Source organism: Microlunatus sagamiharensis, assembly GCF_900105785.1.
Taxonomy (GTDB): Bacteria; Actinomycetota; Actinomycetes; order Propionibacteriales; family Propionibacteriaceae; genus Microlunatus; species Microlunatus sagamiharensis.
In genome coordinates this window covers 3,882,155-3,899,780 of sequence record NZ_LT629799.1, presented here as the reverse complement: position 1 = coordinate 3,899,780, position 17,626 = coordinate 3,882,155, and the positions used below count along the sequence as shown (strand labels likewise).

Sequence of the window (17,626 nt, the reverse complement as noted above, 5' to 3'; positions counted from 1 at the left end):
CCGATGGGACGTCGTCGGGTTGGACTCGGGGGCCCGGCGATCCCCGTGATCAGGCGCGACCTCGGTCGCGCCTGCCGGTGTGCCCCCCAAGCCCTCGGTCGGGTCGACCTCCTAGCGCGCCGCGTCCGCGTCGTCGAGTCCCGCCGAGTGGTCCAGCGCCACGGCATCCAGGTAGGTGAAGACCTGCGGGATCCGCAGCAGCGCGATGTCGCGCAGCTCGCGGCCCACGATGCCGATCTCCTCCTCCGGGTCCAGCCCCAGCCGACGCTCGAGCTCGCCGAGGATCTCCTCGCGGCTCCGCCCCGCCGCCCGGATCAGGAACACCCGGCCGAAGCGCGCCTCGTACGCCGCGTTGCCGGCCGCCAGCCGGGCGGCGAGCTCCTCGTCGCCGGACGCGCTCGACGCCTGCTCCGCCCGCGAGAACGACGCCGACTGGCCTGTGCCGGTCGGCCGCTCCCCGATCCGCGGGTGCTGCGCCATCGCCTCGTCGACCTCGGCCGCGCTCAGCGGCGTCGCCGCCTCCCGCGCGGCCTCCACGAGCGCGTCGACCGAGCCGTACGGCCCCGCCGCCACGACGTCGTCGGCCCAGCGCCGCACGTGCAGGCAGGCGATCAACCCCTCGCGGAGCTGCGCGTCCGTCACTCCCGCCAGCTGCGTGCCCATCGAACCTCCGTACGTCACTCACCCGAAGCCGTGCGCTCACCTTAAAGGGGCCGTCGCAACCCCCTGCCGCGCAGGACCGTCAGCTCGAAGGTCGGGCTGCGGACCACGCCGCCGAACGTGGATGGGTCTGGCGGGAGCACGGGCGCGACCGCGTACAGCCCGAGCAGGAAACCACGCGCCCGTGCGGATGGTTGCGCGGCGGCGTGGTCCGCGGCCCGACCGGCACCCGAGGTGACCGGTGCTGCGTGGCTGGACAGAGGCGACGAACCACTAACCTCGCAGGGTGGCACTGGAGGTACGGACCATCACGGCGGAGGAGCACCGGCGGTTCAACGCCGCGCAGCCCTCGGTCTCCTTCCTGCAGACGCCGGCCTGGGGTGAGGTCAAGAGCGAGTGGAAGGCCGAGTCGGTCGGCTGGTTCGACGACCTCGACCCCGAGGGCCCGCCGGTCGGCGCGGGGCTCGTGCTCTACCGCCAGCTGCCGCGGCTGAAGAAGTACCTGGCCTACCTCCCCGAGGGCCCGAACATCGACTGGCTGGGCGGCAACGTCCACTCGTGGCTGGTTCCGCTCGCCGGCCACCTCAAGAAGGCAGGCGCCTTCGGCATCCGCATCGGCCCGCCCGTGGTCTCGCGCCGCTGGGGCGCCGACACGGTCAAGCGGGCCATCGCCGACGAGCGGATCACGCGGCTGAGCGAGGCCGTGCCCGACGAGGTGCAGCACCGGGCGAGCGCCCTGCGCCAGGCGCTCCGCGACCTCGGCTGGCACCCGCCGAGCGAGGACGAGGGCTTCGCGGCCGGGCAGCCGCGCTTCGTGTTCCAGCTGCCGCTCGACGGCGAGACGCCCGAGTCGCTGCTGGCCGGCATGAACCAGCTGTGGCGGCGCAACATCAAGAAGGCCGACAAGGCCGGCGTGGTCGTCACCGAGGGCGGCCGCGGCGACCTGGCCGCCTTCCACCCGCTCTACGTCGAGACAGCCGAGCGCGACCGGTTCACGCCGCGGCCGCTGGCGTACTTCGAGACCATGTGGGACGCGCTGCGCGCCGAGGACGACGACCGCATCCGGCTCTACCTCGCCCACCACGAGGGCGACCTCGTCGCGGCGACGACGTGGGTGCGGGTCGGGCAGCACGCCTGGTACTCCTACGGGGCGAGCAGCACGGCCAAGCGCGACGTCCGCGGCAGCAACGCGGTCCAGTGGCGGATGGTGCGAGACGCGCTCGAGGCCGGCGCGAGCGTCTACGACCTCCGCGGCATCACCGAGGGCCTCGAGGCCGACGACCCGCACCTGGGGCTGATCCAGTTCAAGGTCGGCACGGGCGGGCAGGCCGTCGAGCTGCTCGGCGAGTGGGACCTCCCGCTCAACCCGCTGCTCTACCGGGCCTTCGACGTCTACATGAGGCGGCGCTGATGACCGGCGTGACCATCCACCTCGACGAGGCGCGGTGGCAGGAGCACCTGGCCACGGTCCTCGCCGACACCCCGGCGCTCGTCCCGGTGGTCAAGGGCCACGGGTACGGCTTCGGGCTCGTCCGGCTCGCGGCCGAGTCGCGCCGGATCGGGGTCGACACGATCGCCGTCGGCATGGCCTCCGAGGTCGGTGTCGTCTCCGGCCCCTTCAGCGGGGACGTCGTGGTCCTGCAGCCGTACGAGCCCGCCGACAACCTGGCCCGCACGCTCACGAAGGACCCGCACGTCCTCACCACGGTCTCCCGGCTGGACGACCTCCGCGGCCTCGCCGCGCAGGGCCACCGCCCGCGGGTGCTGGTCGAGGTGCAGACGTCCATGCGCCGCCACGGGCTGCTGCCCGAGGAGCTGGGGCAGGCGGCCGCGCTCCTCGACGACGTCACGTTCGAGGGCTGGAGCATCCACCTCCCGCTGCGGCAGGAGAGCCGCGACGAGGAGGCCGGCCGGCTGGCCCGCGCCGCCGTCGGGGCCCGGCCGGGGACGCTCTGGCTCTCCCACCTGCCCGCCGACCACGTCCGCCGGCTCGGCGAGGAGCTCGGGGTGCCGGTGCGCGCGCGCGTCGGGACCCGGCTCTGGCTCGGTGACGCGAAGGGTCGCGCGGTGACCGCGACCGTCCTCGACGTCCACCCCGTGCGCAAGGGCGAACGCGCCGGCTACCGCGGCCGGGTCGTGCCCGGGGCCGGCTGGGTCGTCGTGGTCGCCGGCGGCACCTCCCACGGCGTCGGGCTGGAGGCACCGACCTCGGCCTCGACCTGGCGCCAGCGGGCGACGGCGCTGGCCACCGGCTCGCTGGGGGCTGCGGGGCGGGCGCTCAGCCCCTTCACCCTGGACGGCAGGAAGCGCTGGTTCCTCGAGCCGCCGCACATGCAGTCGAGCCAGGTCTTCCTCCCGGCCGGGGCCACGCCACCCGCGGTCGGCGACGAGGTCCCCGTCGAGCTGCGGCTGACGATCGCCACCCCGGACGCGGTGATCATGGGGCCCACCCGAGGCTGATCTTGAGGTGAGACTCTGCTGATCTTTGGCTCCGGACCGCAACACTCCTGCTGCCGCAGCGATGTAGGCGGCATGAGGGAGTGGTGGAGCGAGCGGCGGCTGCCGAGGCCGTTGCGCAGGGCGCTGAGGGAGCGTCGCCGGCTGCAGGCACGGCCGTGGGAGGAGGACCTCCTGCACTGGGCCAAGGACGGCTCGCTGCACGGCCACCTCGTCCCGCCCCTGGAGCCCGAGGGACCGCTCCGCCTCCTCGGTCTGCTCCGCCCGACCCGCCGGCTGAGCACCACCAGCGACGGCTGGTGCCCGGTGTGGGCCGACGAGGCCATGCGCCAGTACCTGCTCGACCCCGAGGTCTGACCCGGTCGTCCGGGGACGACCGGGCCCGCACCCCTGGACGGGTCAGACGGCCTGGCGGAGCTCCTCGTCCTCGACACGCAGCAGGTCGGCGTCGCGCCCGATCCCCGCGGCGGCCACGACCTGCCCGTCCTCACGGAAGGTGACGAGCAGGCTCTTCTCGGCCGCCGAGCCGTCCGCCCGGGCGTCCTCGAGCGACTCTGCGTGGCCGCTGAGCCGGAAGCTTTTCCCGTAGTGCATCGTCCAGTAGAAGGACGGCTCGCTCAACGGCTCCTGGGCCCCGAGCAGGTTCATCGCCGCCAGGGCGCCCGAGCGCTGCGCGTGGGCCCAGTGCTCCACCCGCGTGGGCTTCCCGGTCACCGGGTCGGGGAAGCGGGCGATGTCGCCGACCGCGAAGACCCCGCGCACGGCCGTCTCGAAGGTCGCGTCGACCAGGACGCCGTCGTCGACCTCCAGCCCGGCGGCCTCGGCCAGCCCCGTACGCGGCTCGACGCCCACGCCGACGACCAGCAGGTCGCCCGGCACCGGGTCGCCCTCCTCGAGCTGCAGCGCCGAGCCGTCCCAGCCGGTGGCGCGGCCCTCGACGAACCGCGTCCCGTTCTCCTCGTGGAGGTCGCGCAGCACCCGCCCGAGGTCCTCGCCGAGCTGGTTGCGCATCGGCACCGCACCCGGGGCGACGACGGTGACGTCGACCTCGCGCTGCCGCAGCGACTGGGCCACCTCGAGCCCGATGAAGCCGTTGCCGACCACGACCACGCGGACGTCCCCCTCCGCGGCCTGGGCGGCCGCGAGGAGCGCGTCGGCGTCCCCCTTGTCGCGCAGGACGAAGACGTCGTCGCGGTCGAAGCCCGGCAGGTTCGGTCGCACCGGCGCGGAGCCGGTCGCCAGCACGAGGGCGTCGTACGGCAGCTCCTCGCCGTCGGCCAGCGCGACGACCCGCTCGGCCACGTCGAGGGACGCGACGCTCGTGCCCAGGCGGGTCTGGACGTCGTGCTCGGCGTACCAGGACTCCGGCTCCATCAGGAGGTCCTCGGCCTGCTTGCCGCCCGAGAGGTAGTTCTTGCTCAGCTCGGTGCGGTCGAGCGGCAGGCCGGGCTCGGCGGAGACGACGGTGATCGCGCCGGCGTAGCCGATGCGCCGCAGCCGCTCGACCGCGGCGAACCCCGCGGCCCCGCCCCCGACGACCACGACGCGGGAGACGCCGCGGTCGTCGTCGACGCGCAGCGGGGTCCCCGGCTCGGGGGCCGGCTCGGCGGCCACGGTGACCCGGTCGCCGTCGACCGTGACGGCCCACTTCTTGAGCGGCTCGATGGCCGGGGCGTGCGTCGCCTCGCCCGTGCGCAGGTCGAAGCACGCGTGGTGGAAGGGGCAGACGACGCTGTCGCCGACCCGTCGGCCGTTGGCCAGCGGGGCGCCGCGGTGGGTGCAGGCGGCGTCGAGGGCGCTGACCTGCGGGATCCCGAGCCCGTCGGTCCAGGTGGCCAGCAGCACGTCGGCGTCGCCGACCTTGCCGGCCAGCAGGCCGTCGCTCGTGAAGTCGGAGAGGGAGACTCCCGCGGTGAGGTCGGGGGCGTCGTCGGGCATGGGGCTCCTCGTGGTCGTACGGCCGGCGGTCTCGGCCTGGTCGTCTCGTCGGGAGTGACGGCTCGCTGACGATCTCCTCGGAGATCATCGGTGCGGCGTCAGTCCCGCTCGCACCCGGGGGTTCGACCCGGCCCGGCGGCGCAGTTGCAGCCGGGCGCCGTGCGTCGCTCAGCCGCGCAGCTTGGCCCGCAGCCGTGCGGTGTCCTCCGGGGTCCAGCCGATGCGCGCGAGCATCGGCTCGACGCCCCCGTACGCGTCCTCGACGTGCTCGAGGAAGGCCCGCATCGTCTCCGGGTGTGACAGGTGCGAGGAGAGCGGGCGGTCGCGCAGGTTGGCGTTGTAGGTGTCGGAGGCGAGCAGCCGGTCGAGGATCTGCTGGGCCCGCTCGGAGCTCGCGGCGTAGTCGGCGACGACCGCCTCGCGTTCCGCACCGGCCAGCGTCAGGGCCAGGGCGACCAGCGTCCCCGTACGGTCCTTGCCCGCCGCGCAGTGCACGAGCGCGGCCCCGTCGGCGTCGGCGACGGCGCGCAGGCCGGCGAGGACCGAGTCGGGGCGGTCGTGGAGGTAGGAGAGGTAGACGCTGGTGACCCTGTTCTCCGCCTCGACCGACGGCTCCAGGTCGACCCAGGGCAGCGCCTCGTCGGGCACGGCCTCGGGGCGCTCCTCGACGGCCTGCGCCGCCTCCGGGCTCTCGCTCGTCTTGTCCTCGCCGACGCCCTCGCGCCACTCGCGGAAGAACGAGTGCTGGTGGTGGACGACGTCGGTCCTCGAGAGCGGGCCGGGACCCTCCATCTCGACCTCGTAGTCGCTGCGGAGGTCGACGACGTCGGTCACGCCGAGCTGCAGCAGGGCGTCGACATCGGCCGGCGTCAGGTCCTGGAGGTTGTCGGAGCGCAGCAGCCGGCCGGGGACGATCTCGCCGCCGTCCGTGGTCGGGGTCCCTCCGACGTCGCGCAGGTTGACGAGCTGGTCCATGTCGATCCACCGGGGCACGCGGTCATCGTAGGTGGGCCGCCGGACCGTCTCGGCGGCTGCGAGCACCGCGGTCGGGCCCTCGGCTGCCGCCTGCGCTGGTCCCGGTCCGGTGACCACTGGTCGGTTCTGGGCGGTGGAGAGCCTGCGGAACGCCCGCAAGTGACCAGTGGTCGGCCGAGGGCGGGGCGAGGGCAGTTCGGGGCGGCCTCAGCGAACCGGCACCACGAGCGGCCCGCGGCGGCCGAACGCCCAGACGACGAGAGCGACAGCGGCGAGGCCGGCGCCGACGAGCGTGACCGCGTACCAGCCGCCGGCGGCCCAGAGCACGGTGGCCAGCACCGAGCCGCCCGCGCCCCAGAGGAAGTTGTTGGTGACGAAGGCGGTGTTGAGCCGGCTCCGCTCCTCCGCCGAGACCGCGAACATCCGCGTCTGGTTGAGGATGCCGATGCCCTGGATGGCGACGTCGAGCAGCAGGATCGCGACGACGACCCCGACCACCGAACCGCCACCGAGCGCGCCGATCACGAAGGCGACGACGACCAGCGCCCAGCCGACCCCGCTGGCCGGCACCGACCAGCCGCGGTCGTGCAGCCGCCCGGCCCGCTGCGCGGCGATCGCCCCGACGAGGCCCACGAGCCCGAACAGGCCGATGACCGACACCGAGAAGTCGAAGGGCGGCCCGCTGAGCAGGAAGGTCAGCGAGGTCCAGAACATCGTGAACAGCGCGAAGCTGATTCCCGCCAGCAGCAGCGTCCAGCGCACCACCCGCTCGCGGCGCACGACGGCGAAGACCGACGCGATCAGGCGCCCGTACGTCACCCGCGCCTTGGGCTCGAGGTCGGGGATCGCCCGCCACAGGAGCACGGCCAGCACCAGGTCCAGCACCGCCGCGCCGACGTAGATCGAGCGCCAGCCGAACGCGTCGGCGACGACGCCGCTGACCGTCCGCGACAGCAGGATGCCGGTGAGGATGCCCGAGACGACGGTCCCCACCACCGCGCCGCGGTCGGCGTCGGAGGCGAGGTCGCCGGCCAGGGGCGTCAGCAGCTGTCCGCCCACGGTGGTCAGCCCGAGGACGAAGAGCGCGGCGACGAGGAACCCGAAGGACGGCGCGACCGCGCAGAGGCCCAGCGCGACGGCCGCGGCCACGAGCGCCGCGGGGACCAGGCGGCGCCGGTTCGTGACGTCGCCCAGCGGGACGACGAGCAGGATCCCGAGCGCGTAGCCGAGCTGGGTGGTCGTGACCAGCCAGCCGGCCGACGCCGTCGACGTATGCAGGTCCGTCGCGACCACGTCGAGCAGCGGCTGCGCCCAGTAGAGGTTGCCGACGGCGGCGCCGGCCGCCACGGCGAAGAGGAAGGTGAGGCCCCGCCCGATGCCGGGTCGGGCGGGGCCATCCGTGGAGGGACCGGACGTCACTCCGGGTCGTGCGACGTCATCAGCGTGGCCGTGCTCGGGCCCCAGCGGTCGGAGCCGGTGTTGGCCTGGTGCCAGTGCGGGTAGGGCATGCCGACCCGGCTGACGTCGTCGAGGCGGCTGATCTCCTCGGCGCCCAGCTGCAGGTTCGCGGCCGCGAGGTTGTCGGCCAGCTGCTCCTCGGTACGCGCGCCGACGATCAGCGAGGTGACGGCGGGCTTGGCCAGCGTCCAGGCGAGCGCGACCTGCGCGGCGGAGACGCCGTGGCCCTCGCCGATCTCGACGAGGGTGTCGATGATCGAGTAGAGCTGGTCCTCGTCGCGGACGGGCGGCTCGGTCCAGCCCTGGAAGCGGCGGCTGCCCTCGGGGGCGTCCTGGCCGCGGCGGTACTTGCCGGACAGCAGGCCGCCGGCGAGCGGGCTCCACACGAGGATGCCGAGGCCCTGGTCGATCGAGACCGGCACGAGCTCGAACTCCGCGTCGCGCGCCTGGAGGGAGTAGTAGATCTGCTGGCTGACGAACTTCTCCGTCGCGGTCTTGTCGGCCGCCCACAGCGCCTTCATCAGCTGCCAGCCGGTGTAGTTGGACGCGCCGACGTAGCGGACCTTGCCCGAGCGGACCAGCGTGTCGAGCGCCGCCATGGTCTCCTCGAGCGGGGTCTGGCCGTCCCACTCGTGGACCTGGTAGAGGTCGATGTGGTCGGTGCCGAGGCGGCGCAGGCTCGCCTCCACCGAGTTGATGATGTGGAAGCGCGACAGGCCGAGCTGGTTGGGCCCGTCGGCGTCGCCGACCTGCATCCGCACCTTGGTGGCGATGAGCACCTCGTCGCGGTCGGAGCCGAGCGCGGCCCCGAGGATCTCCTCCGACTGGCCGGCGGAGTAGACGTCCGCGGTGTCGAAGAGGTTGACCCCGGCGTCGCGGGCCATGGTGATCTGGCGGCGGGCGCCGTCGACGTCGAGGTTGCCGACGGGCTTGGCCCAGCCGGTCCCGGCGAAGCCCATGGTGCCCAGGGTGATGGTGGAGACGCGGAGCCCGGAGGCCCCCAGCTGGCGGTAGTCCATGACCGGACAACCTACCGAGGGCAGCGCCCGTGCTCCCGGGTGGTCGCCGGTCTCGCCCCTGTCGGCCGACGCCCTGGCGACGGCGTACGGGCCCTCCGAACGCGGCCTCGCCGCCCACCCTCGCTTCAGGGGACGGAAACCTATGCGCGCACAGGTTTCCCTCACTGAGCGCAGGATGCAGCCTGGGCTGAGTGCCAGGAACCTGGGCACAGTGGTCGGCCGCGCAGGGCGCTAAGGACGGGATCGAAGATCCTCCAGGTGCCCGCAGGGCAGCATTCGGACGCTCAGCTCGCCCAGTGGCCGGTGAAGAAGAGCCAGCACCACCAGATCATCAGCACGACCTCGAGGCCGAGCGCGAACCCGACGAGCGTGCGGTGCGTGACGACCCTTCCCGGCGTACGCGGCCGCCGCCGGGCCCACTCGGCGAGCATGATCCACAGCGGGAACCACAGCAGCGTCGCGCGGTTGACCGAGAAGAACCAGTAGGACAGCGAGAAGGCGAGCACCTGCACGCCGACCCACGCGGCCTCCCCGAGGATCGGCCGCTCGCCCGCGCGCAGCAGCCGGACGCTGCGGACGAGCGCCCAGACCACGACGAGCACCCCCACGAGCATCGAGACCATCTCCCCGCGGAACACCGCGGCCCACCAGGGGTGGTCGGCGTACGCGCCGGGGACGATCGCCGGGATCGTGTTCGCGAAGGACTGCCACGGCCAGGTCAGCTCGCGCACCCAGCCGGTCGACTGCGCGCGGTACCAGGCGGTCCAGCTGCCGCTGATCGCGTGCAGGTAGGTCGCGAACACGGCGATGACGGCCGACGGGACGAGCAGCAGGGCGAGGCGGCGCAGCCGGAGCTTCGCGAGCGCCAGCGAGTGAAGCTCAGCGGGGGGTGTGGGGGGTCGTCCCCCCTCCGAGACAGGGACCGCGGAGACCCTGGGCGTCGTCAGGACCATCACCACCAGCGCGCCGATGAGGAACAGCCCGGACACCCGCACGGAGCAGGCGACCGCGGCGAGCAGGACGGCGGCCACCCACCGGTCGGAGCGCGCCCGCTCCCAGGCCCAGAAGGCCGCCGCGCAGAACAACGACTCGGTGTACGGCACGACGGTGAAGACCGCCGTCGGGGCGAAGAGCCACGCGACCGCGGCGGCCGGGCCGCCGAGGCGGTAGAGGGCCCCGGCGGCGACCGCCGAGCAGACCAGGGACACCACGACCCCGGTGACCGCGACCGGGACGCCCACGGCCAGGCCGAGCGCCAGCAGGCCCGGCAGGCCGGGGAAGAACGCCATCAGCGTCCCGTCCGCGTCCGCCCAGTAGCCGCCCGCGGCCAGGCGCGAGAAGTGCTGCACGTCCCAGTTGCTCACCATGTCGGTGACCGTGCGGCCCGTCGTCACGGCGAGCACCAGCGCCACCAGGGCGATGAGCGCCCGGCTCGCCAGCCAGGCCTGGACGACGAGGCGGGCGCCGCTGTCGGTGCGGTCGACCGCCGCCGTCGGCTGCGTCTCCGGAGCCTCGCGCACCGTCACGTCCGCACCGCCGGCCGGGCGAGGAGCCGCGTACGCCACGCCGCGTCGGGCGCCCCGTCGAGCACGCCGCCGGTCGGGTCGTCGCCCACGCTCCCTGAGCCTGTCGAAGGGCGCCGCACGCGGTCGCGCTCCGGGTGCAGGACGTCCCGCACGACCACCGCGACGACCCAGGCCTGCGTGGCCAGGCGCAGCACGACGGCCAGCCAGTAGACGCGGTCCTCGCCGCCGTCGCCGGGGCTGAGGTCGCCGCCGAGGTGCCACCAGATCGCCACGAAGTAGACGAGCTCGCCGACGGTGAAGACCCACCAGTCCCGCCAGCGCGGCCGGGCGAGCACCACGAACGGCAGCAGCCACAGCACGTACTGAGGGGAGTAGACCTTGTTGGTCATCAGGAACGCCGCGACCACGAGGAACGCGACCGTCCCGAACCGCGGTCGCCGGGGCGCGAGGACGATCAGCAGCCCGATCAGCAGGCAGCCGAGCGCGAAGAGACCGGCGCTCACCGTGTTGAGGTGCGGGACCGGGTGCCCGGCGAGCGAGAACACGTACCAGATCGAGCCGAAGTCGCCCGTGCGGTCGGCGTTGAACGTCCAGAAGTCGAGCCACGCGTCCGGCGCCAGGACGAGCGCGGGCAGGTTGACCACGAGCCAGCTGACCGCGAACCCGACGAGCAGCCGCCCGTAGGCCCGCATGCGCCGGGAGCGCAGGCAGAGCAGCAGCAGCGGCCCGAGCAGCAGCGCCGGGTAGAGCTTCGCCGCCATGCCCAGCCCGAGCAGGACGCCGGCGAGCCCGGGGCGCTTCCGGCTCCAGGCCAGCACCCCCGCGGCGGCGAGGGCGACGGGGAGCAGGTCCCAGTTCACGAGCGCGGCCGCCGCGACCGTCGGGGCCGCGGCGAGCATCATCGCGTCCCAGGGCCGGTCGACGACCGTCCGGACCTGCGCCCACACGGCCACGAGGAACAGCGCTCCGAGGAGCACCTGGTTGACGTCGACGAAGCGGAGCGTCGCGTCGACCGCCTGCTGGGCGCTCAGCCCGGTCCCGCTCGGCGCGCCCGTGAGCACGGTGATGCGACGCTCGAGCTCGAGGAACCAGCCGGTCAGCACCGGGTACTCGAGCACCGGGTAGGAGCCGGAGTCGAGGTAGGGGGTGTTGCCCTGCAGCAGCCCGCGGTCGGCGTAGAGCAGGCCGATGTCGGAGTAGCAGAGCCGACGGAACGTGTCCGGCGACTGCCCCGCGACGGTGATCCGGCACGGCAGCCGGAAGACCATCCCGGCCAGGTAGGTCAGCGTCGCGACGACCAGGACGACCCGGGTCGGGTTCCAGAAGTCGCGGACCAGCGCCGCGTAGCGCCCGAGCGGACCGCCGAGCCGCTGGCTCATCGCCCCGACGAACGGGTCCTCCCGCGCCGGCTGGACGCTCACCCGGTCAGCGCCGCGGGGTGGCGCTGGTGCCCGGCGTCGGGCGCGAGGACGACGAGGGCGTGGGTGCGGTGGCGCTCGGCTGCTGCGGCTGCGCCGGGGTCGGCGGCTGCGGCGGCTTCGGCGGGTTGCCCGGCGTCGGCGGCTGCGGCGGGGCCGGCGGCGTGTACGTCGGCTGCTGGTAGGAGTTCACGTACGCCGGGTCGTCGAACGGCTCGACGTCCTGCCCCTTCGTCGCGGTCTGCATGTAGGACGACCACGTCTGCAGCGGGTAGGTCGCGCCGAAGAACGTGCTGTCCCCCGGCCGGCGGTAGGGGTCGAGGCTCGCGCTGCCCGACTTGCCCGCCACGTACATGACCGCCGTCGAGACCTGCTTGGTGTAGCCGACGAACCACGACGAGTTGACGATGTTCTGGCCCTCGCCGTCCTCGACGCCGTTGGTGCCGGTCTTGCCCGCCACCGGTCGGCCCAGCGCGGCGGCCGCACGGCCGGTGCCCTGCTCGACCACGCTCGACAGCGCGTACGTGACGTCGTCGGCCACGTCGCTGCTGACCGCGCGCTCCTTGGCGGGGTCGGCCTTGTAGAGCACCTTGCCGTCGAGGTCCTTGACCTCCTTCACCACGTGCGGCGCGACGTGCACGCCCCCGTTGGCGAACGTCGCGTAGGCGCTGGCCTGGTTGAGCGGGCTGACCTCCGGCGTGCCGATGGGGATGTTGCGCTCGGCGGCGTCCCAGCCGCGCGACTTCGGCGCGCCGGCCTTCTCCGCGACCTCGAGGGTCTTGTCCTTGCCCTCGGGCAGCTGCCGGATGAGGTCGACGAAGGCCGTGTTGATCGACAGGGCCGTGGCCTTGACCAGGTCGACGCCGTAGCCGTAGTTCTCGCCGTACTCGTTGCGCACCGGGATCGGGTCGCCCGGGATCCTCCAGGTGTTGCCGTGGAACTGCGAGCGCAGGCTGAAGCCGTTCTCCAGCCCCGCGGCCAGCGTGTACGTCTTGAACGTCGAGGCCGTCGGTCGCGCCGTCGTCGCCCAGTTGCGCGAGTTGTCGACGAAGTCCGGGCCGCCGTAGAGGGCCAGGACGTTGCCCGAGTCGACGTCGACCGAGGCCACCGCCGCGTGCAGGTTCGACTCCTTCTGGCCCGACGCCCGCGCCGCCTGCTCGCTGGTGTCCTGGGCGGCCTTGATCGCGGCCTTCTGGTCGTCCTGGTCGAAGGTCGTCGTGATCCTCAGGCCACCGCCCTGGATCTCGGAGGAGCTGAAGCCGGCGTCGGACAGCTCGGCCTCGACCATCTTGAGCAGGAAGCCGTTCGGCCCGCCGTAGCGCTCGGAGCTCTTGATCTTGGGGAACTTGGGCAGGGCCTTGCTGTACTTCGCCGCCTGCTCGGCGGTGATGTCGCCGGTCTCGGCCATCGAGGAGATGACGTAGCGGTAGCGGTCGAGCAGCCGCGGCCGGTTGTCCTTGTCGTCGGGGTCGAAGGCCGTCGGGTTGTTGATCACCGAGGCCAGCACCGCCGCCTGCGGCACCGTCAGCTTCTTGGCGTCGACGTCGAAGTACGCCTGGCTCGCCGCCTGGATCCCGTACGCGCCGTGGCCGAAGTAGATGGTGTTCAGGTAGCCCTGCAGGATGTCCTGCTTGCTCTTCTGCTGGCTCAGCTTGTACGCCAGGAACAGCTCGCGGTACTTGCGGCTGACCGTCTGCTCGCTGTTGAGGTAGAGGATCTTGATGTACTGCTGGGTGATCGTCGAGCCGCCCTGCAGGCTGCCACCACGCGCGATGACCCAGGCCGAGCGGGCCAGTCCGCGCAGCGAGACGCCCTTGTCGGTCCAGAAGGTGCGGTTCTCCGCCGCGACGACCGCCTCCTTGATGGAGTCGGGCATCTTGTCCAAGTCGAGCGGCTGCCGGTTCTGGATGGCGAAGTTGCCGAGCTCGGTCTTGCCGTCGCCCCAGTAGACGAAGGTCGTCGCCGTCTCGAAGTCCTTGTTGGGGTTGGGCAGCGAGGTCGTCGCGTAGCCGTACGCGACCGCTCCCCCGCCCGCCACGACGCACAGGGCGACCAGGATCGCCACCGCGCCGGCAAGACGCTTGAACCAGCGGGCGCTGCCCCGCTTAGGGGCACCGGCCGGTTGCTTGGCGACGGGGCCCCAGTTGGGGTCAGCCATAGATGTCCTCGACGGTCTGCTGGCGACGCGGGGGCTTGCGCTTCACCCCGTCGCCGAGAAGGTAGGAGACGATCATGTGGTTCCAGCTGCAGCGCAGGCACACCTCCACAACGACGACCTTGAACTCGCCGTACTGGTGGGCCATCTCCTCGAGCTCGCCCGGCGGCTTGATTCGGCCGGAGAACTGGCCGAGCTGGTCGCCGAACGTGTAGCTGAGGTTGTACATCTCGGGTGACTCGCACACCGGGCACGGCACCTTGGCCTGCTCCCCGTGGTACTTCGCCGCCCGCAGCAGCATGGGGTCCGCGTCGCACGCGTCGAGCTTGGCCAGCCGCTTGCCGGGCCGCTTCAGACCCTCCAGCGTGCGGCGTCGCTGCAGCGCATAGTCGATGACCTCCCGCTGCGACCACATGGGCTCGATGGTAGGTCGTGCGGATGTGGGTTTCTAAGTTTCACGGGGCGCAGAGCGCGTCCTTGCTCCAACCTTCAGGTACAGGTTCGGCGACGTTGCCGCACCTCACCGCGAGGCCAGCCACGATCCCTGAGCCTGTCGAAGGGCCCGCACCCAACGGAAGCCACCTCGCTCACAGAGCCATCTACACCGCACTCGCTCGCTGCCGAGGCCCTCTACGACGTACGATCGACCGTCCGGCCCAGCCGGCCCGGGGCCTTGGCGCAATTGGTAGCGCACCTGCTTTGCAAGCAGGGGGTTAGGGGTTCGAGTCCCCTAGGCTCCACCGTCCTCGACGCTGCGGAAGCCGCGGTGAATGGCGATCAGCCCTCAGACGGCCGCGACTGAAGCGCGCTGGTAGAAGTCGCTTGGCAAGCTGTGGTCGAGTCGCCACGTGATGGCGATCGGCCGTTCGCCCCGGTGCTCCAGGTAGTGCACGGGACCCGCGAAGAAGTACGCGCTTGTCCCAAACTCATCCGACTTGTGCTGGCGGACGAAGAGCAACTTGGTGCTCGAACCATGCAAATACCGCTGGCCCGTCGTCGAGGTGACAGACGTCGTCGACTGCGACTCCCAGTGGAAGAGGGTGGGGCTGATCGGGTAGTCCCGGTAGAGAGTTGTCGGTGAGTAGTCGGCCTCGGACTTCTGCAGCGTGACAAAGAAGGCATCAGTATCGATCTCGGGCACGTAGAGCACGCCTTCGCGGAACGAGTTCGGCTTGCGATCGATGCTTGCGTAGCCCAACGCCGCAAGGACCTCCTCGCGCTGATAAGTGGCGTGCACCTGAAGCGGGACGTCGTGGAGCGCACCCCGGACAGGGACGGTCACGTGCGGCGCACGGTCGAAGGCCAAGTCGACGACGGATTGCAGCTCGTCGCGCACCGCTGCCTCTCGCCGCAGCTCGGTGAGCCCGGCTTCGACCGAAGGGTGACCACCTCCGCCCGGCCAGAGCGAGAAGAACAGCATCTGCGCCATCACCTGGTCGAGGGGGCTGAGCTCGTCGTAGCCGGGCGCGTCGTCGTCAAGGAGGCTGCGGTAGGCCGATGCGCGGGCCGCGTCGTCCACGTGGGCTAGGGCTCGCCCGCGCTTCAGCAACTCCCGCTGGTAATCGCCACCACCTCGTGTCGATAGACCGGCGGAACGCCGAAGCTCGGTCCAGGACCGCTGACCTTGGCGCAGGACGTCGGAGAGCTCCAGTCCGGTCTCCCGCAAGAACGTCGGGAGGTCCTGGTCGCCGTGCTCGCGCAGCTCGGCAACAAGATTCGGCCACCGGTTGCCGACTTGCTGTCGGATGTTCTCCAAGACGATCGCCTGAGACTGTCGATCCATCGCGATCTGGCAGCCCGACGGCAAGAACGGAAAGCCGCGCTCGACGGCTCGGGCCAGACCACGTCGGGTCTCTCCGGTCAACGCGCGCAAGCGTTGGTCAAAGCGGAACTCTTTGCGGTGGTGGCCGACAAAGTCCAAGACCGTCAGGACAGCTTTGTCGCGGGTGCGACGAAGCCCACGCCCGAGCTGCTGCAGGAACAGCGTGGCGCTCTCGGTTGGGCGCAGGAAGAGGACGGTGTCCACATCGGGCAGGTCAACGCCCTCGTTGAAGAGGTCCGCCACGAAGATCGCGTTGATTCGCCTGTCGCGAAGGTCGGCGAGCGCCTGGGCTCGCTCTATCGCCGGGGTCGAGCCGTCGATGGCGATGGCGCGCACGCCCGCCTCGCGGAACACGTCAGCCATGAAGCGCGCGTGAGAGACGCTCACGCAGAAACCAAGCGCGCGCATGCCGCCGAGGTCCAAGACCTTGTCTTGAAGCTGCCGAAGCACGATGGCGGCACGCGCGCGATTACCGGTGTAGAGCCCGGCGAGCTCCGTCTCGTCGTATCGCCCACGCGACCACGCGACACGGCGCAGGTCAGTGCCGTCGGCAACGGCGAAGTAGTGGAAGGGGCACAGCAGGTCCGCGCCCAGCGCATCCCACAACCGCAGCTCCGCCGCCGTACGCCCCTCGAAGAACGACCGCACATCGAGGCCGTCCGACCGCTCTGGGGTCGCGGTGAGACCGAGCAGCTCCAGCGGCTCGAGTTGCTCGAGCAGGCGGCGGTAGGTCCTCGCTTCCGCATGGTGGAACTCGTCGATCACCACGACCTCGTAGGCGTCTCGGTCGATGCGGCTCACGCCGTACGCGGTCAACGACTGGACGCTGGCGAAAACGTGGCGCCAACGCTCAGGGCGGGCGCCCCCGACATAGAGCTCACCAAAGCTGCTGTCGTTCAACACTTCCCGATACGTCCGGAGCGATTGCTCCAGGATCTCCCTTCGGTGTGCGACAAAGAGCAGCGAAGGCCGCTCATCCGCCGCGTTCGCCAAAGAGCGGTAGTCCAAGGCCGCGATCACCGTCTTCCCGGTCCCCGTCGCCGCGACCACCAGATTCCGATGCCGATCGTGAACCCGACGTTCCACCTCAAGTGCTTCGAGAATCGCTTCTTGGTGCGGGTAGGCCCTGACCTGGAGACCCGAGAGCGACAACGTGACGCGGTCATGGGTGGTGCGGCCGGCGCCTTCAGCCAGCGCGTCGTCCAGGCGGTCCCGGTCGCGGTCGGGGTCGTACGACTCGAAGCTCGGGTCGTTCCAGTAGGTGTCGAAGGTGGCTCGGAACTTCTCGAGCAGAGCAGGAGTCCCCACTCGGGAGAGGCGAACATTCCACTCGACCCCGTCGAGCAGTGCGGCTCGCGAGAGGTTCGACGACCCGACATACGCGGTGTCAAAGCCCGTACGCCGACGGAACATCCAGGCCTTCGCGTGGAGTCGAGTTCGATGCGCGTCGTACTGGATCTTGACGTGAGCACCGAACTCGCGCACGAGTCGGTCGAGTGCGTCGGGGTCTGTTGCCCCCATGTACGTAGTGGTGATGACGCGGAAAGGCGCGCCGCGTTCTCGACCTCGTCGAAGTTCAGGCTCGAGCAGTCGCAGTCCGTACCACTTGACGAAGGCACACAGCAGGTCGATCTCGTCGGCCGTGTCCAGCTCTGCTTTGAGCTCGGAGCCGAGACTCGGTTCACCTCTCGTATTCGTCAGGAGCGCCGCTTCAGACAACGGCGTCGCCGGGCGAACCCTTTCGTAGGTGACCACGCCCGGCGCCGTGGTCGCACGAAGGGCGGTCAGCTGACGAGCTGGATCGACAACGGCGTCGGCCTCCGGCGACAAGACACTCAAGACGCGATTCACCACGTCAAGGCGGTGAAGGGGATCTGACGTCGAGGCCAGGACCCGTTGCAGCACGGACTCGACGTGCCGCGAGAGCACGTGCGGCTGGTCTCCGGGATCGACGGCGGCGACGTCGCGCTCAAGTTCGACCTCCCCCGACGCCAAGTCGCGCTCAAGCTGCTGTGTCAGCAGCTGCTCGTACAGGCCCTGCTCCATGCGCATCCCCTCGCTCAGGAGGTGCGAGCTTGTCACGTTCGCCGCCGTCTGAGCAGCCATTCGGACCTTCGGTCGACCCTTGCCGTAGGCGGGCTACAGGTTCAGGCTGGACGAAGCGGCGGACGAGGCGTACGACCGCCACCCTCGACGGC

Annotated in this window: 13 protein-coding genes and 1 tRNA gene; 4 read left to right on the top strand and 10 right to left on the bottom strand. The window is 71.6% G+C overall.

Features of this window, described 5'->3' with window-relative positions:
• Nucleotides 1–111: 111 nt before the first annotated feature.
• Nucleotides 112–663, bottom strand: a complete 552-nt coding sequence (gene uraD / locus BLU42_RS17950; protein WP_091077635.1) for a 2-oxo-4-hydroxy-4-carboxy-5-ureidoimidazoline decarboxylase — start codon at nucleotides 661–663, stop codon at nucleotides 112–114.
• A gap of 283 nt (nucleotides 664–946) precedes the next feature.
• On the opposite strand from uraD, the gene BLU42_RS17945 reads away from it, so the two are divergent.
• The 3 genes from BLU42_RS17945 to BLU42_RS17935 all read left to right on the top strand — a co-directional run bounded on the left by BLU42_RS17945 (nucleotide 947) and on the right by BLU42_RS17935 (nucleotide 3,474).
• Nucleotides 947–2,071, top strand: a complete 1,125-nt coding sequence (locus BLU42_RS17945) for a lipid II:glycine glycyltransferase FemX (protein ID WP_091077632.1) — start codon at nucleotides 947–949, stop codon at nucleotides 2,069–2,071.
• On the top strand, nucleotides 2,071–3,120 hold the full coding sequence (locus BLU42_RS17940) for an alanine racemase (RefSeq protein WP_091077628.1): 1,050 nt from the start codon (nucleotides 2,071–2,073) through the stop codon (nucleotides 3,118–3,120). Before BLU42_RS17945 ends, BLU42_RS17940 begins: the two co-directional genes overlap by 1 nt.
• A gap of 72 nt (nucleotides 3,121–3,192) precedes the next feature.
• Nucleotides 3,193–3,474: a hypothetical protein gene (locus BLU42_RS17935; protein WP_157720079.1), complete on the top strand. Its 282-nt coding sequence runs from the start codon at nucleotides 3,193–3,195 to the stop codon at nucleotides 3,472–3,474.
• Nucleotides 3,475–3,516: 42 nt separating this feature from the next.
• Here the strand turns inward: BLU42_RS17935 and BLU42_RS17930 are convergent, their stop codons facing one another.
• The 8 genes from BLU42_RS17930 to BLU42_RS17895 all read right to left on the bottom strand — a co-directional run bounded on the left by BLU42_RS17930 (nucleotide 3,517) and on the right by BLU42_RS17895 (nucleotide 14,021).
• Nucleotides 3,517–5,055, bottom strand: coding sequence for an FAD-dependent oxidoreductase (locus BLU42_RS17930; protein WP_091077622.1), 1,539 nt, complete (start codon nucleotides 5,053–5,055; stop codon nucleotides 3,517–3,519).
• A 168-nt stretch (nucleotides 5,056–5,223) separates the two neighbouring features.
• Nucleotides 5,224–6,048 (bottom strand): tyrosine-protein phosphatase, encoded by an 825-nt coding sequence (locus BLU42_RS17925; protein WP_197680498.1) that lies wholly within the window; start codon nucleotides 6,046–6,048, stop codon nucleotides 5,224–5,226.
• A gap of 189 nt (nucleotides 6,049–6,237) precedes the next feature.
• Nucleotides 6,238–7,449 carry an MFS transporter gene (locus tag BLU42_RS17920; protein ID WP_091077620.1) on the bottom strand — a complete coding sequence of 404 codons (1,212 nt, stop codon included), beginning with the start codon at nucleotides 7,447–7,449 and terminating at the stop codon, nucleotides 6,238–6,240.
• A complete protein-coding gene (locus BLU42_RS17915; RefSeq protein ID WP_091077617.1) occupies nucleotides 7,446–8,507 on the bottom strand; it encodes an aldo/keto reductase in 1,062 nt (353 codons plus the stop codon). Before BLU42_RS17915 ends, BLU42_RS17920 begins: the two co-directional genes overlap by 4 nt.
• Nucleotides 8,508–8,791: 284 nt before the next feature.
• Nucleotides 8,792–10,027: a hypothetical protein gene (locus tag BLU42_RS17910; protein ID WP_091080904.1), complete on the bottom strand. Its 1,236-nt coding sequence runs from the start codon at nucleotides 10,025–10,027 to the stop codon at nucleotides 8,792–8,794.
• A 2-nt stretch (nucleotides 10,028–10,029) separates the two neighbouring features.
• Complete coding sequence (locus BLU42_RS17905) at nucleotides 10,030–11,454, bottom strand: glycosyltransferase family 87 protein (protein ID WP_231918273.1); 1,425 nt, start codon at nucleotides 11,452–11,454, stop codon at nucleotides 10,030–10,032.
• A gap of 4 nt (nucleotides 11,455–11,458) precedes the next feature.
• Nucleotides 11,459–13,609, bottom strand: coding sequence for a transglycosylase domain-containing protein (locus BLU42_RS17900; RefSeq protein ID WP_091077615.1), 2,151 nt, complete (start codon nucleotides 13,607–13,609; stop codon nucleotides 11,459–11,461).
• A complete protein-coding gene (locus BLU42_RS17895; RefSeq protein ID WP_091077612.1) occupies nucleotides 13,602–14,021 on the bottom strand; it encodes a DUF5318 family protein in 420 nt (139 codons plus the stop codon). The genes BLU42_RS17900 and BLU42_RS17895 overlap by 8 nt, the downstream gene beginning before the upstream one ends.
• Nucleotides 14,022–14,273: 252 nt before the next feature.
• Between BLU42_RS17895 and BLU42_RS17890 the strand changes: the two genes are divergently transcribed.
• Nucleotides 14,274–14,346 (top strand) — tRNA-Ala (locus BLU42_RS17890).
• 44 nt (nucleotides 14,347–14,390) lie between these two features.
• Here the strand turns inward: BLU42_RS17890 and BLU42_RS17885 are convergent.
• The gene (locus BLU42_RS17885) at nucleotides 14,391–17,480 is read right to left on the bottom strand and encodes a DUF3427 domain-containing protein (protein ID WP_197680836.1); all 3,090 of its coding nucleotides are present in this window, start codon (nucleotides 17,478–17,480) and stop codon (nucleotides 14,391–14,393) included.
• Nucleotides 17,481–17,626 lie beyond the last annotated feature (146 nt).

What these genes read in the sequence shown, in the direction of transcription:
- BLU42_RS17900 (WP_091077615.1), bottom strand. Translation starts at nt 13,609, where the DNA reads ATGGCTGACCCCAACTGGGGCCCCGTCGCCAAGCAACCGGCCGGTGCC.
- BLU42_RS17930 (WP_091077622.1), bottom strand. Translation starts at nt 5,055, where the DNA reads ATGCCCGACGACGCCCCCGACCTCACCGCGGGAGTCTCCCTCTCCGAC.
- BLU42_RS17885 (WP_197680836.1), bottom strand. Translation starts at nt 17,480, where the DNA reads ATGCGCATGGAGCAGGGCCTGTACGAGCAGCTGCTGACACAGCAGCTT.
- uraD (WP_091077635.1), bottom strand. Translation starts at nt 663, where the DNA reads ATGGGCACGCAGCTGGCGGGAGTGACGGACGCGCAGCTCCGCGAGGGG.
- BLU42_RS17915 (WP_091077617.1), bottom strand. Translation starts at nt 8,507, where the DNA reads ATGGACTACCGCCAGCTGGGGGCCTCCGGGCTCCGCGTCTCCACCATC.
- BLU42_RS17895 (WP_091077612.1), bottom strand. Translation starts at nt 14,021, where the DNA reads ATGTGGTCGCAGCGGGAGGTCATCGACTATGCGCTGCAGCGACGCCGC.
- BLU42_RS17935 (WP_157720079.1), top strand. Translation starts at nt 3,193, where the DNA reads ATGAGGGAGTGGTGGAGCGAGCGGCGGCTGCCGAGGCCGTTGCGCAGG.
- BLU42_RS17940 (WP_091077628.1), top strand. Translation starts at nt 2,071, where the DNA reads ATGACCGGCGTGACCATCCACCTCGACGAGGCGCGGTGGCAGGAGCAC.